This window comes from Streptomyces sp. NPDC027185 (assembly GCF_055567035.1).
In genome coordinates, this window is the sequence record NZ_JBVHRF010000002.1 from 666355 (window position 1) to 679165 (window position 12811).

11 protein-coding genes are annotated in these 12811 nt (G+C 73.9%); 8 read left to right on the top strand and 3 right to left on the bottom strand.

Translation table 11 applies throughout. From position 1 onward, the window contains the following. Positions 1-213 precede the first annotated feature (213 nt). The 5 genes from ACZ4M8_RS08105 (at position 214) to ACZ4M8_RS08125 (ending at position 6953) form a co-directional block, all read left to right on the top strand. On the top strand, positions 214-900 hold the full coding sequence (locus ACZ4M8_RS08105) for an ABC transporter ATP-binding protein (RefSeq protein WP_467604387.1): 687 nt from the start codon (positions 214-216) through the stop codon (positions 898-900). Continuing rightward, entirely contained in the window at positions 897-3269 is a 2373-nt protein-coding gene (locus tag ACZ4M8_RS08110; protein ID WP_467604389.1) for an FtsX-like permease family protein, read from the top strand. The genes ACZ4M8_RS08105 and ACZ4M8_RS08110 overlap by 4 nt, the downstream gene beginning before the upstream one ends. Before the next feature lie 119 nt (positions 3270-3388). Next, positions 3389-3913, top strand: a complete 525-nt coding sequence (locus tag ACZ4M8_RS08115) for a PadR family transcriptional regulator (RefSeq protein ID WP_399086492.1) — start codon at positions 3389-3391, stop codon at positions 3911-3913. After that, on the top strand, positions 3910-4599 hold the full coding sequence (locus ACZ4M8_RS08120; protein ID WP_467604391.1) for an ABC transporter ATP-binding protein: 690 nt from the start codon (positions 3910-3912) through the stop codon (positions 4597-4599). The genes ACZ4M8_RS08115 and ACZ4M8_RS08120 overlap by 4 nt, the downstream gene beginning before the upstream one ends. 74 nt (positions 4600-4673) lie before the next feature. After that, positions 4674-6953: an FtsX-like permease family protein gene (locus tag ACZ4M8_RS08125; protein ID WP_467604394.1), complete on the top strand. Its 2280-nt coding sequence runs from the start codon at positions 4674-4676 to the stop codon at positions 6951-6953. Positions 6954-7254: 301 nt separating this feature from the next. On the opposite strand, the gene ACZ4M8_RS08130 is transcribed toward ACZ4M8_RS08125, so the two are convergent. Continuing rightward, positions 7255-8232 carry a hydrogen peroxide-inducible genes activator gene (locus ACZ4M8_RS08130; RefSeq protein WP_467604397.1) on the bottom strand — a complete coding sequence of 326 codons (978 nt, stop codon included), beginning with the start codon at positions 8230-8232 and terminating at the stop codon, positions 7255-7257. 296 nt (positions 8233-8528) lie between these two features. Here ACZ4M8_RS08130 and ACZ4M8_RS08135 point away from each other — a divergent pair, with 296 nt between their 5' ends. Both ACZ4M8_RS08135 and ACZ4M8_RS08140 read left to right on the top strand, forming a co-directional pair. Continuing rightward, the gene (locus ACZ4M8_RS08135) at positions 8529-9083 is read left to right on the top strand and encodes a peroxiredoxin (protein ID WP_467604399.1); all 555 of its coding nucleotides are present in this window, start codon (positions 8529-8531) and stop codon (positions 9081-9083) included. An 11-nt stretch (positions 9084-9094) separates the two neighbouring features. After that, positions 9095-9628 (top strand): alkyl hydroperoxide reductase, encoded by a 534-nt coding sequence (locus tag ACZ4M8_RS08140; protein WP_030287967.1) that lies wholly within the window; start codon positions 9095-9097, stop codon positions 9626-9628. Between the two features lie 118 nt (positions 9629-9746). Here ACZ4M8_RS08140 and def read toward each other — a convergent pair whose 3' ends face one another. Beyond that, positions 9747-10406: a peptide deformylase gene (def, locus tag ACZ4M8_RS08145; RefSeq protein WP_467604400.1), complete on the bottom strand. Its 660-nt coding sequence runs from the start codon at positions 10404-10406 to the stop codon at positions 9747-9749. Positions 10407-10506: 100 nt separating this feature from the next. On the opposite strand from def, the gene ACZ4M8_RS08150 reads away from it, so the two are divergent. Next, a complete protein-coding gene (locus tag ACZ4M8_RS08150; protein ID WP_467604403.1) occupies positions 10507-11109 on the top strand; it encodes a helix-turn-helix domain-containing protein in 603 nt (200 codons plus the stop codon). Positions 11110-11257: 148 nt separating this feature from the next. On the opposite strand, the gene ACZ4M8_RS08155 is transcribed toward ACZ4M8_RS08150, so the two are convergent. Further along, entirely contained in the window at positions 11258-12772 is a 1515-nt protein-coding gene (locus tag ACZ4M8_RS08155; RefSeq protein ID WP_467604405.1) for an AI-2E family transporter, read from the bottom strand. Between the last annotated feature and the right edge of the window lie 39 nt (positions 12773-12811).

Consider the following 12811-nt stretch of genomic DNA (forward strand, 5'->3'; position numbering starts at 1 on the left):
CCGGACCGGACGGGCCGCGGGCAGGCCGCCGGACCGGGCTGACCGCGGGCAGGCCGGGCGCGGGCCGCCCCGGGGCCGCACCCGCCCCACACCCCCCGAACCACTCCCAGGAGCGTCCGGCATCCCTGGCTATACACGCAATGTATACACCTCATGTAGAGTGCTCCGTATGCTCGAAGGTCGCCCCCTGCCCGCACCCCCGGAGGCCCGCCCATGACCCCGTCCGGCTCCCTGCTCCACGCCGGTGGCCTGCGCAAGACGTACGGCGCCACGCCCGCGCTGGACGGTGCGGAGTTCTCCGTCCACGCCGGGGAGGTCGTCGCCGTCCTCGGCTCCTCCGGCTCCGGCAAGTCCACCCTGTTGCACTGCCTGGCCGGGATCGTCCGGCCCGACGCCGGGACCGTCCACTACGGCGACCGCGAGCTGACCGCGATGAACGACGCCGAGCGCAGCGCCCTGCGCCGCACCGACTTCGGCTTCGTCTTCCAGTTCGGCCAGCTCGTCCCGGAACTGACCTGCCTGGAGAACGTCGCCCTGCCGCTCCGGCTGGCCGGGACGGCACGCAAGGCGGCCGAGGCGCGCTCGCGGGAGTGGCTGGAGCGGCTGGAGGTCGAGGACGTGGGCAAGCAGCGGCCCGGTGAGGTCTCCGGCGGCCAGGGCCAGCGCGTCGCCGTCGCCCGCGCCCTCGCCACCCGCCCCCGCGTCGTCTTCGCCGACGAACCCACCGGCGCGCTGGACTCCCTCAACGGCGAACGCGTCATGGGCCTGCTCACCGACGCCGCCCGCGAGACCGGCGCCGCCGTCGTCCTCGTCACCCACGAAACCCGCGTCGCCGCCTACTCCGACCGCGAGGTCCTCGTCCGCGACGGCAAGGTGAAGGAAGCGGTGACCGCCGTATGACACGCCCTCCGCACCGGCGGACCGCGGTGGCCGGGGCACTCCGCGACCTCGCCATGGGCCTGCGCTTCGCCGCGGGCGGCGGCCGCGAGAGCTGGATCCGTACGGCGCTGACCGCGGTCGGCGTCGGGCTCGGTGTCCTGCTGCTGCTCGGCGCCGCGTCGGTCCCGGAGCTGATGGGCGGCCGCCACGAGCGGGGCATGGCCCGCCAGCTCCTCAACGGCGACGGCCCGCCCCCCGCCTCCGACCACACCGTCCTCGCGTACCAGAACGACACCTCCTTCCGCGGGGAGCGGGTCTTCGGGATGCAGGTGCGCCCCGAGGGACCGCACGCCCCGCTCCCGCCGGGTGTCTCCGCGTACCCGCGCCCCGGCGCGATGGTGGTCTCCCCCGCCCTGCGCTCCCTGCTCGCCTCCCCCGACGGCGCCCTGCTGCGGCAGCGGCTGCCGTACGAGATCACCGGCACCGTCGCCGATCCGGGACTCGTCGGGCCGAAGGAGCTGGCGTACTACCTGACCAGCGACGCTCTCACCACGGACGGCGGCGCCTTCCGGCTGGACCGCTTCGGCGCCGACGATCCCGGGCCGCCGATGAGCCCGATGCTGCTGATGCTGATCCTCATCGCGTGTGTGGTGCTGCTGATGCCGGTGGCCGTCTTCATCGCCACCGCGGTCCGCTTCGGCGGTGACCGCCGCGACCGGCGGCTGGCCGCGCTCCGGCTGGTCGGCGCCGACCTGCCCACCGTCCGGCGGATCGCCGCGGGCGAGGCGCTCTTCGGCGCGCTGTGCGGACTGGCGCTGGGCGGTGTGCTCTTCCTCGTCTGCCGTACGTTCGCCGGGTCGGTCACCGTCTGGGACATCAACGCCTTCCCCGCGGACCTGACCCCGCTGCCGGCGCTGACCGCGCTGATCGCGGTGGCCGTCCCGGTGGCCGCCGTCGCCGTCGCCCTGCTGACGCTGCGCGGCGTCGCCGTCGAACCGCTCGGCGTGGTCCGCGGCCGTACGGTCCGGCGCCGCCGGCTGTGGTGGCGGCTGCCGCTGCTGGTCGGCGGCCCGGTGGTGCTGCTGCTCGGCGGGCGGCTCGACCCGCGGCGCAGCGGCGGCGACATCTATCCGGCCGCGGCGGGTGCGGCGCTGACGCTGTGCGGCGTCGTCGCGCTGCTGCCGTGGGTGATCGAGGCGGTCGTCGGCCGGCTCGGCGGCGGGCCCGTCTCCTGGCAACTGGCCGTCCGCAGGCTCCAGTTGAGCGGCGGCGCGGCGGCCCGCGCGGTCAGCGGCATCTGTGTCGCGGTGGCCGGGGCGCTGGCCCTCCAGATGCTGGTCACCGCGTTGGAGAGCGACTTCGTCTCGCGCACCGGACAGGACCCGAGCCGCGCCCGGCTGTCCGTGGCGCTGCCGGAGGCGCCCGCCGCCGACCTGCGCCGCGACATCGCGCGGCTGGCCGGGACGGAGGGCGTCCGCAGCGCCCGCGGACTGATCCAGGCACAGGTGACCCGGCCGGGCCCGCCGCGCGAGGGCGAGGACTTCGCGCCCGACGCGTCGCTGATCGTCGGCGACTGCGCGTCGCTGGCCGAGGTGGCGCGGACCGGTCCCTGCCGTGACGGTGACGTCTTCCTCGCCGTCCGCGGCGGCCTGGCCTCCGACGCCGAGGCCGTCCGCACCGTCGCCCGCCCCGGCGCCCGGGTCCTGCTCAACGCCGACGAGGACACCGGCAAGCCGGTCGGCGCGCCCCGCCTGTGGACCGTCCCGGAGCGGACCCGCGAGGTCGCCGCCCGCAAGGACCCGACGGGCATGAGCACGCTCGGTGTCCTCGCCACCCCCGGCGCCCTCGGCACCACCGGGCTCCCGGACGCCTACGCCCGAGTGCTGATCCGGACCGATCCCGGGGTGCCGGACGCCGAGGAGCGCGTCCGCAACACCGCCGCCGCGCTCGGCCCGGAGGTGGCCGTCTCGGCGGTGCACGACACCGAGCGCGACCCGCAGTACGCCAGCGTGCACACCGGACTGCTGCTCGGCGCGACCGCGACGATGGCGCTGGTCGGCGCCGGACTGCTGGTGACCACCGTGGAGCAGTTGCGCGAGCGGCGGCGGCTGCTGTCGGTCCTGGTGGCGTTCGGCACCCGCCGCGCCACGCTCGCCCGGTCGGTGCTGTGGCAGACCGCCATCCCCGTCGTCCTCGGGCTGGTCCTCGCGCTGGCCGCCGGGCTCGGGCTCGGCTCCGCCCTGCTGCGGACGGCGGGCAAGGCCACGTTCGACTGGTCGGACGTCTGGCCGCTGCCGCTCGCCGGGGGCCTGCTGGTGGCGCTGGTGACGCTGCTCAGCCTGCCGTCACTGTGGCGGCTGATGCGCCCGGACGGCCTGCGGACGGAGTGAGCCGGCACGCCCCGCGGGGCCGGGACGCCGGCTTCCGCGGGGCGTTCCGGCACCCGTGGCGGGTACGTATACATGGAGCGTATACACCCGGGATACACCCACGACGTAAGGTGGTCGCCATGTCAATCGGTCATACGCTGCTGGGCCTTCTGGAGTCCGGTCCCCGCCATGGCTACGACCTCAAGCGCGCCTTCGACGAGCACTTCGGGCACGACCGTCCGCTGCACTACGGGCAGGTCTACTCGACCATGTCCCGGCTGCTGAAGAACGGTCTGGTCGAGGTCGACGGCGTCGAGGCGGGTGCGGGCCCCGAGCGCAAGCGGTACGCCATCACCGACGCCGGGGTCACCGACGTCGGGCAGTGGCTGAGCCGTCCGGAGAAGCCGGAGCCGTACCTCCAGTCCACGCTGTACACCAAGGTCGTGCTCGCGCTGATGACCGGACGCGACGCCGCCGAACTGCTCGACACCCAGCGCGCCGAACATCTGCGGCTGATGCGCACCCTGACCGAACGCAAGCGTCAGGGCGACCTCGCCGACCAGCTCATCTGCGATCACGCCCTCTTCCACCTGGAGGCCGATCTGCGCTGGCTGGAGCTGACCGCCGCCCGCCTCGACCGGCTGGCCCAGACGGTGCACGAATGACGCCCGAGGGTTCCCTGCTCGTCGCCCGCGACCTGCGCAAGTCCTACGGCGCCACGCCCGCGCTGGACGGTGCGGAGTTCTCCGTCCACGCCGGGGAGGTCGTCGCCGTCCTCGGCCCGTCCGGCTCCGGCAAGTCGACGCTGCTGCACTGCCTGGCGGGCATCGTCCGGCCGGACACCGGGACCGTCCACTACGGCGACCGCGAACTGACCGCGATGAACGACGCCGAACGCAGCGCCCTGCGCCGCACCGACTTCGGCTTCGTCTTCCAGTTCGGCCAGCTCGTCCCGGAACTGACCTGCCTGGAGAACGTCGCCCTGCCGCTCCGGCTGGGCGGCGCCCGCCGCAAGGAGGCCGAACGGCAGGCGCGGGAGTGGCTGGAGCGGCTGGAGGTCGAGGACGTGGGCAAGCAGCGGCCCGGTGAGGTCTCCGGCGGCCAGGGCCAGCGCGTCGCCGTCGCCCGCGCCCTCGCCACCCGCCCCCGCGTCGTCTTCGCCGACGAACCCACCGGCGCGCTGGACTCCCTCAACGGCGAACGCGTGATGACGCTGCTGACCGACGCCGCCCGCGAGACACAGGCGGCGGTCGTCCTCGTCACCCACGAGACCCGGGTCGCCGCCTACTCCGACCGCGAGATCACCGTCCGCGACGGCAAGGTGAAGGACCTGCTGGCAGGCTTGCGGTGAGCACTCCGGGTCGGGCGCGCGGTACGGCTCCGCGGCCGCCCGCCCCCGTCCGCGGCTGGTGCCGGGATCTGGCCATGGGCGTGCGGTTCGCCGCGGGCGGCGGCCGTGAGGGCTGGACCCGCACCGCACTGACGGCGGTCGGGGTGGCCCTCGGCGTCGCCGTCCTGCTGGTCGGCGCGTCCGTACCGACGCTGATGAACGCCTGGCACGGCCGCGAGAAGGCCCGCGAGAACCTCGGTCAGCTGCACGAACCGCCGCGCTCCGACACCACCGTGCGCTACGCGAGCGCCGACACCGTCTTCCACGGGCAGCCGATCCGCGGCCGCCTCGTCCGCCCCGACGGCGCGCACCCGCCGGTCCCGCCCGGTCTGGACCGCCTGCCCGGACCGGGCGAGATGGTGGTCTCCCCACAGCTCAAGGAGCTGCTGGGCGAGCCGGACAGCGCCCTGCTGCGGCAGCGGCTGCCGTACAAGATCACCGGTGTCATCGGCGACAGCGGGCTCCGGGGCCCGGCGGAGCTGACCTACGTCGCGGGCAGCACGGCGCTGCGGCCGCCCACCGGGTACCGCATCGACCACTTCGGCAAGAGCTGGACCCCGCGGCCGCTCACCCCGCAGGCCACCCTGCTGGTGATCATGACGTGTGTGGCGCTGCTGACGCCGGTGACGGTCTTCATCGGGACGTCCGCCCGGTTCGGCAACGAACAGCGCGGGCGGCGGCTGGCGGCGCTGCGGCTGCTCGGCTCGGACATCGCCACCACCCGCCGGATCGCCGCCGGGGAGGCGCTGTTCGGCGCGGCACTGGGGCTGGCCGGCGGCACCGCGCTGTTCCTCGCCGCCCGGCAGACCGCCGGGGCGATCACCCTGTGGGACATCAACGTCTTCCCCGCCGACGTCCGGCCCGGACCGCTGCCCGCCGTACTGATCGGCGTCCTCGTTCCGGCCGTCTCCGTCCTGGTGACGCTGTTCGCGCAGCGCGGGGTGACGGTCGATCCGCTCGGCGTGGTGCGCCGGCGGGCCGCGCCGCACCGCCGGCTGTGGTGGCGGCTGCTGCTGCCGGCGCTGGGCGCGGCGCTGCTGATCCCGATGGTCCGCCGGGAGGTCTGGAACGACACCGTCGCCAACACCGCGCAGCTGGCCGGCGGCTCGGTACTGCTGCTGCTCGGCGTCACCGCGCTGCTGCCGTGGCTGGTCGAGAGGGTGGTGGGCCGGCTGCGCGGCGGCCCGGTGCCGTGGCAGCTGGCCGTCCGGCGGCTCCAGCTGTCCAGCGGCGCGGCGACCCGCGCGGTCAGCGGCATCACCGTCGCGGTGGCCGGGGCGCTCGCCGTCCACATGCTCTTCACCGGTATGCAGAGCGGCTTCGCCGCGGTGTACGCCCGCTCCGCCGCCCTGCCCCGCCTCGGCTACACCACCCAGGCCGACAGCTGGCCGCAGACGGAACGGACACTCGCCGCGGCGCGCGCCACCCGTGGCGTGACCGACGCCCGCGGCGTCATCGAGGCCACCCTCGGCACGGTGCCCGGCTCCGACCGCTACACCGACCTCGCCGTCGGCAGCTGCGCCGAACTGCGCCGGGTGGCCGCACTGGGCTCCTGCCGCGACGGCGACGTCTTCGTCATTCCGGGCCGGGGGACGCAGACGGTCCGGCCCGGCGCCACGCTCGACCTCAACCCGGCGTTCTCCCCGGAGGACCACGCCGACCCACGCCCGTGGAAGGTGCCCGCCGACGCGCGGACGGCCCGGCTCCTGAACCCGGGCCGGGGCCCCGACGCGCACCACTACGCCGTCCTCGCCACCCCCTCCACCGTCGACATCCACCGTCTGGGCCTGGGCGACATGGCGCTGCGCATCGGCTACGACCGCGCCGTCCCGGACGCCGTCGAACGGATCCGCACCGCCCTGGCCCGGGTCACCCCGGCGGTGTACGAGAGTTCCGCCGTGGACAATCCGCACGACCGGGCCTACTCCGGCGCCCGCGACGGCCTGTTCGCCGCCGCCTCCGTCACCCTGCTGCTGATCGGCGCGGGCCTGATCATCTCGACGGTGGAGCAGCTCCACGAACGCCGCCGGATCCTCTCCTCACTGCACGCCTTCGGCACCCGCCGCTCCGCCCTGGGCTGGTCGGTCCTGTGGCAGACCGCCATCCCGGTCCTGCTCGGACTGGCCCTCGCGGTCAGCTGCGGCCTGCTCCTCGGCTCCCTGCTGCTGGGGATGCTCGGCATCCCGGTCCAGGTGGACTGGCCGGTGGTGGCCGGTATGACGGGTATCGGCGGGGGCGTGATCCTCTTCGTGACGGCCCTGAGCCTGCCGCCCCTGTGGCGGATGATGCGCCCGGAGGAGCTGCGGACGGAGTGAGGCGGGCCCGGCGGGCGCAAGCCGCGCCGGACGTCGTACGGCCGGGCGGTACGGGACGGGGCCCGGCGACGGCCCGGACCGGGTGACCGGCCCCGACGGACGGCGGCGAAACCAGACGCTCCGGCACCGGACCGGACAGGAGGCGCCGACCACGCGCTCACCGGACCGCACCCGAGGCGACGGAAGCAGTGGTCGGCACCGGACCACCCGAGGCGACGGAAGCAGTGCTCGGCACCGGACCACCCGAGGCGGACGGACGCAGCGCCCCGGCACCGGGCCGCCTCGCCCCGCTCCGGCGGCCCTACCGCGCGCTCGCCCCGCCCGCCGGTTCCACCATCCGTACCGGCAGCCCCCGCAGCGCCACCCGCAGCGCCGCCGCGAACTCCTCGAACTCGCGCTGGCGCGCCGCGCCGCTGCGCATCGCCAGCGCGATCCGCCGGGCGGGCGCCGGATCGGCGAAGTACCCGGTGGTCAACTCGTCGTTACGGGCGGTCTCCACCCGCAGCGCGGTGCGCGGCAGCAGCGTCACCCCGAGCCCGCCGGCCACCAGCTGCACCAGCGTGGACAGGCCCGCCGCGCTGGTCGTGACCGGCGCCCCCTCCTCGCGCCCGGCCTCCCGGCAGATGTCGAGGGCCTGATCGCGCAGGCAGTGCCCCTCGTCGAGCAGCAGCAGATCCAGCTCCTTGAGCGCCTCGCGGGGGATGTCACCGCGCCCGCCCAGCCAGTGCTCCTTCGGCGCGACCAGCACGAAGTCCTCGTCGAACAGCGGGAGTTCGGTGACCTGCGGGACGCCGAGCGGCACTGCGAGCAGCAGCAGGTCGAGCCGCCCGTGCCCGAGCCCGTCGAGCAGCGAGGCGGTCTGCTCCTCGTGGACCTGGAGGTCGAGGGCGGGATAGGTGTCGTGGACCAGCCGCAGGACCGTCGGCAGCAGATACGGCGCGACGGTGGGGATCACGCCGAGCCGCAGCGCCCCGGTGAACGGCGCGCGGGCCGCCTCCGCCTCCTCCAGCAGATCCCCGACGGCGGCCAGTACCGCCCGCGCCCGCGCCGCGACGCGCTCCCCGGCGGTGGAGAGCAGCACCTTGCGCGTGGTGCGCTCCAGCAGCTGCACCCCGAGCGCCTCCTCCAGCGCGGAGACCGCCCCGGACAGCGCGGGCTGGCTCATCCCGATCTCGGCCGCCGCCTCCCGGAAGTGCAGATGCTCGGCGACCGCCACGAAGGCCCGCAGCTGCGCCAGGCTCGGCTGCCGCGCCCGTCCGCCACTCACCGGCGACGCCACTGATAACCACCTCCGATCGATGTGTTCCAGTTTACGGAGCGGTCGCCCGCACGGCCGGGCCCGCGGGTTCCGGCCGCTCCCCCGGCGCTCCCGTCACCCCCGTGAACCGATTTCCGGCGCCACCACACCGCTCACCGGAACTCCCCACACCCCCCGAACAGCACTGATAACCCCACCCAATCAACATCAACAACTCCGGCTATTTCCCTGATCAATGCTCCGTATGGCACTGTGCTATCCGTCCAACCCCCAAGGAATGCCCCGAACAGGGAATTCCGGTGTTGCAAGGAGAGCGCGTGCTCACTGTCGGTGACAAGTTCCCCGAGTTCGACCTGACCGCTTGCGTTTCGCTCGAGTCCGGCAAGGAGTTCGAGCAGATCAACCACAAGACCTACGAAGGCAAGTGGAAGATCGTCTTCGCGTGGCCGAAGGACTTCACCTTCGTGTGCCCCACCGAGATCGCCGCCTTCGGCAAGCTGAACGACGAGTTCGCCGACCGTGACGCCCAGATCATCGGCTTCTCCGGCGACTCCGAGTTCGTGCACCACGCCTGGCGCAAGGACCACCCGGACCTGACCGACCTGCCCTTCCCGATGCTCGCCGACTCCAAGCACGAGCTGATGCGCGCCCTGGGCATCGAGGGCGAGGACGGCTTCGCGCAGCGCGCCGTCTTCATCGTCGACCAGAACAACGAGATCCAGTTCACGATGGTGACCGCCGGTTCCGTGGGCCGTAACCCCAAGGAGGTCCTGCGGGTCCTCGACGCTCTCCAGACGGACGAGCTGTGCCCCTGCAACTGGTCCAAGGGCGACGAGACCCTCGACCCGGTCGCGCTCCTCTCGGGCGAGTGAGCTGATCCCTCATGGCTCTCGATGAACTGAAGTCCGCAGTTCCGGACTTCGCCAAGGACCTGAAGCTGAACCTCGGCTCGGTCATCGGCAACAGCGACCTCCCGCAGCAGCAGCTGTGGGGCACCGTCCTGGCCTGCGCGATCGCCTCGCGCTCGCCGAAGGTGCTCCGCGAGCTGGAGCCGGAGGCCAAGGCCAACCTCTCCCCCGAGGCGTACCAGGCCGCCAAGTCCGCCGCCGCCATCATGGCGATGAACAACGTGTTCTACCGGACCCGGCACCTGCTGTCGGACCCGGAGTACGGCACGATGCGCGCCGGTCTGCGGATGAACGTCATCGGCAACCCGGGCGTGGACAAGGTCGACTTCGAGCTGTGGTCGCTGGCCGTCTCCGCCATCAACGGCTGCGGTATGTGCCTCGACTCGCACGAGCAGGTGCTCCGTAAGGCCGGTGTGGACCGCGAGACGATCCAGGAGGCCGTCAAGATCGCCGCCGTCCTCCAGGCCGTCGGCGCCACCCTCGACGCCGAGGCCGCCCTCGCGGAGTGATTCCGCCCCCGCGCATGGGAAAAGCCCCGTGGACCGCTCGGTCCGCGGGGCTTTTCCCGTACACACCCGGCCGTCCCACCGCCCGGTCCTGAGCCGGCGGCGGCCACCGGGTCCGCGGTCACTTCCCGAGCCGCCGCGCCGCCGCGGCTCTCCGGGCGAAGACCTCGTCCGCCGCGCCCCGCATCTCCCGGAGAGCGGCTTTCCGTTCCTTCCGTACGAGCCGGTCCAGGTACAGCCGCCCGTGCAGGTGGTCGGTCTCGTGCTGCAGGCACCGGGCGAAGTACCCCCTCCCTTCGATGACGAGAGGGTTGCCGTCCTTGTCGCGGCCCCGGACGACCGCACGGTCCAGGCGGGGCACCACGCGGTAGGGGCCGGGGACGGACAGGCACCCTTCGGGCTCCTCCACCAGCCGGCGGTCCTCGGCCGGCACGTCACCGAGAACCGGGTTGACGATGTGGCCGACATGGCGCACGCCCCAGTCGTCCGTGATGTCCCACACGAACACCCGCAGGTCCACGTCCACCTGGTTGGCGGCGAGTCCCGCCCCCGCCGCCGCGTGGTTGGTGGCGAACATGTCGTCGATCAGCCTCGCCAGCCCGGCCGTGCCGAACTCGGTCACCTCCCGGCACCGGCGGCCCAGGATCTCCTCCCCGACCACGGTGATCCGGCGCACCGCACCGCGCTCCACCTCCTCCGTGACCCGCGGCCAGGACTCGACAGGCTCGCCCTGCACCCGCACCCGGCGGTCCCGCCCCGCCTCGCCGATCTCCGTGGCCATCAGCCATCAACCCCTTCTCCGTACAGCTCTGCGCACCTCGCCCCGGGCCACCGGCCCGGTGGGCTTGCCACGAGCTTTGCAAAGTAGCAGACTTTGCAAAATGAGTGAGGAAAACCCCGGAACCGAAGCCGCAGCGGCCCTGCGGGAACGGGCCCGCCGCCTGCTGCCCGACCACCCCGTGCGGGTGGCCCTGCTCGATCTGCTCGCCGAAACCGGCACCCTCACCTCCACCGAGGCCGCCGCACGCCTCGGGCACAGCTCCGGCCTGTGCTCCTTCCACCTGCGCCAGCTCGCCCGGTACGGCCTCATCGAGGAAGCGCCCCACCCGGGAGGCCGGGCCCGGCCATGGCGGCTGCGGTGGGACTCCCCCCACGACACCGACGCCCGCGAGCCGGAGGAGTTCACCGCCCTCACCCGCGGACTGGAGGACGAGAGCTACCGGCACTGGCTGACCCACCGCGACCAGGCTCCGCCGGAGTGGCGCCAGGACGAGTCCTTCAGCACCGTCCTCCACCTCACCCCCTCCGAGACGGCCGAACTCGCCGCGACCGTCCGCCGCCTGCTCGCCGGCTACCGCGACCGGGAGGACCCCGCGGCGCGCCCGCCGGATGCCGTGGCGGTGGCCGCGGTCACCCGACTCTTCCCGCTCCTCGCCGGAGACCAGGCACCGCCGGGCGGTACGGAACCGCCGCCCGCTTCCTGACCGGTCCCGAGCCGCGGCCCGGCCCACGGCCCCGGGCCCGCACCACCGGAGCGGACCAGCCGATCCGGCCCCGGCCCACCCGCGACGAAGAAGCCCCGCGGACCACCCGGTCCGCGGGGCTTGGGCACCTCCCTCGGGGGCGCAACCGTCAATCCCGTGGCCGCACCGGCGTCGGCGCCACCCCGAGCGCGGTGGCCCCGCGCGGTTGCGGCGCCATCCGTACCGCCTGTTCCAGGGAGTACGAACGGAGATAGCCGACGACGGTGTTGGTCACCGCGACCAGCGGGACGGCGACGACCGCACCGCCGATTCCGGCGATCAGACCGCCCGCCGCCACCGACAGGATGACCGCGAGCGGATGGACGCGGACCGCGCGGCCCAGGATGAACGGCTGGAGGATGTGCCCCTCGATCTGCTGCACCGCCAGCACCACCGCGAGCACCATCAGCGCGGTGAACATGCCCTGCGTGACGAGCGCGACGACACACGCCAGCGCACCCGAGACGACCGCGCCGATCAGCGGGATGAAGGCGAACAGGAAGATGAAGACGGCGAGCGGCACCGCCAGCGGCACGTTGAGGAAATAGAGCCCGATACCGATGAAGATCGCATCGATCAGCGCCACCAGCACCGTGCCGCGGACGTACGCGGTCAACGTCCGCCAGGCCCGCGGACCGGCGCCCGCCACCCCCTCCCGGGCGGCGAACGGGACGAGCTTCAGCACCCACTCCCAGATCCGGCGGCCGTCGTAGAGCAGGAAGAGCGTGGTGAACATCGCGAGCAGGATGCCAGTGAGCACCTCGATCACCACGGTGACGCCCTCCAGACCGGCGGAGGTGATCGCCTCGGTGTTGGCGCCGACCGCGTCCTGGAGGTTCTTCGCGATGTTGTTGATCTGACCCTCGGTCACATGGAACGGACTCTTGAGCAGCCACCCCTTCAGCTCGGTGATGCCCTCCTGGATCCGGTCGGAGACCGAGTCGATGTTCGCCTGCACCTGCCAGACGACGAACCAGCCGACCAGCCCCATGACGACGAACCCGCCGATGAAGGTCAGCGCGGTGGCGAAACCGCGCGGCAGCCCCCGGCGCCGCAGCCAGGCCACCGTCGGCTGCAGCAGCGCGGTGATCAGCAGCGCCGCGACGAACGCCAGCACCACCAGCTCGATGGTGGTGATGACCTGCGCCAGCACCCAGAGCGTCCCGGCCAGCACCAGCAGCCGCCACCCCGCCTCGGCCGCGACCCGCACCCCCCACGGCACCGCGGACGCCGGATCGGGCCGCGCGGCGACATCCGGCGCGTACAGAGGCGGCGCGGGCACCGACACCACCGGGGCGCCCCCGGACGCCGCCACCGGCTCCGCGGGCCGCGGCTCCGCGCTCCCCGCCCCGGCGGGCTCCCGCTCCCCGGCGGACGCGGTCGGCTCCCGCTCCCCGGCGGTCTCCTCACCCGCCGTACCCAGGGCACCCGGCACCTCGGCGGCGCCCGGCGTCCCGGCGGCGCCCGTCCCGTCCGGGGGCCGCGCACCCCCGTCACGCCGCAGCGCCTCCGCGTCCTCGGTCGCCGCCGCGGCTTCCGCCCGGCGGCGCTGTTCCTCCAGCCGCTGCGCGAGCCGCGTCAGACCGGCGCCGAGGCCACCGACCCACTGAGGCAATCTGGACATGTCGTTCCTCTTCCCCTCCCGCCCCCCACACCTGACGGG

Coding starts and splice junctions, on each gene's coding strand:
- ACZ4M8_RS08105 (WP_467604387.1), top strand. CDS start 214: ATGACCCCGTCCGGCTCCCTGCTCCACGCCGGTGGCCTGCGCAAGACG.
- ACZ4M8_RS08110 (WP_467604389.1), top strand. CDS start 897: ATGACACGCCCTCCGCACCGGCGGACCGCGGTGGCCGGGGCACTCCGC.
- ACZ4M8_RS08115 (WP_399086492.1), top strand. CDS start 3,389: ATGTCAATCGGTCATACGCTGCTGGGCCTTCTGGAGTCCGGTCCCCGC.
- ACZ4M8_RS08120 (WP_467604391.1), top strand. CDS start 3,910: ATGACGCCCGAGGGTTCCCTGCTCGTCGCCCGCGACCTGCGCAAGTCC.
- ACZ4M8_RS08125 (WP_467604394.1), top strand. CDS start 4,674: ATGGGCGTGCGGTTCGCCGCGGGCGGCGGCCGTGAGGGCTGGACCCGC.
- ACZ4M8_RS08140 (WP_030287967.1), top strand. CDS start 9,095: ATGGCTCTCGATGAACTGAAGTCCGCAGTTCCGGACTTCGCCAAGGAC.
- def (WP_467604400.1), bottom strand. CDS start 10,406: ATGGCCACGGAGATCGGCGAGGCGGGGCGGGACCGCCGGGTGCGGGTG.
- ACZ4M8_RS08150 (WP_467604403.1), top strand. CDS start 10,507: ATGAGTGAGGAAAACCCCGGAACCGAAGCCGCAGCGGCCCTGCGGGAA.
- ACZ4M8_RS08155 (WP_467604405.1), bottom strand. CDS start 12,772: ATGTCCAGATTGCCTCAGTGGGTCGGTGGCCTCGGCGCCGGTCTGACG.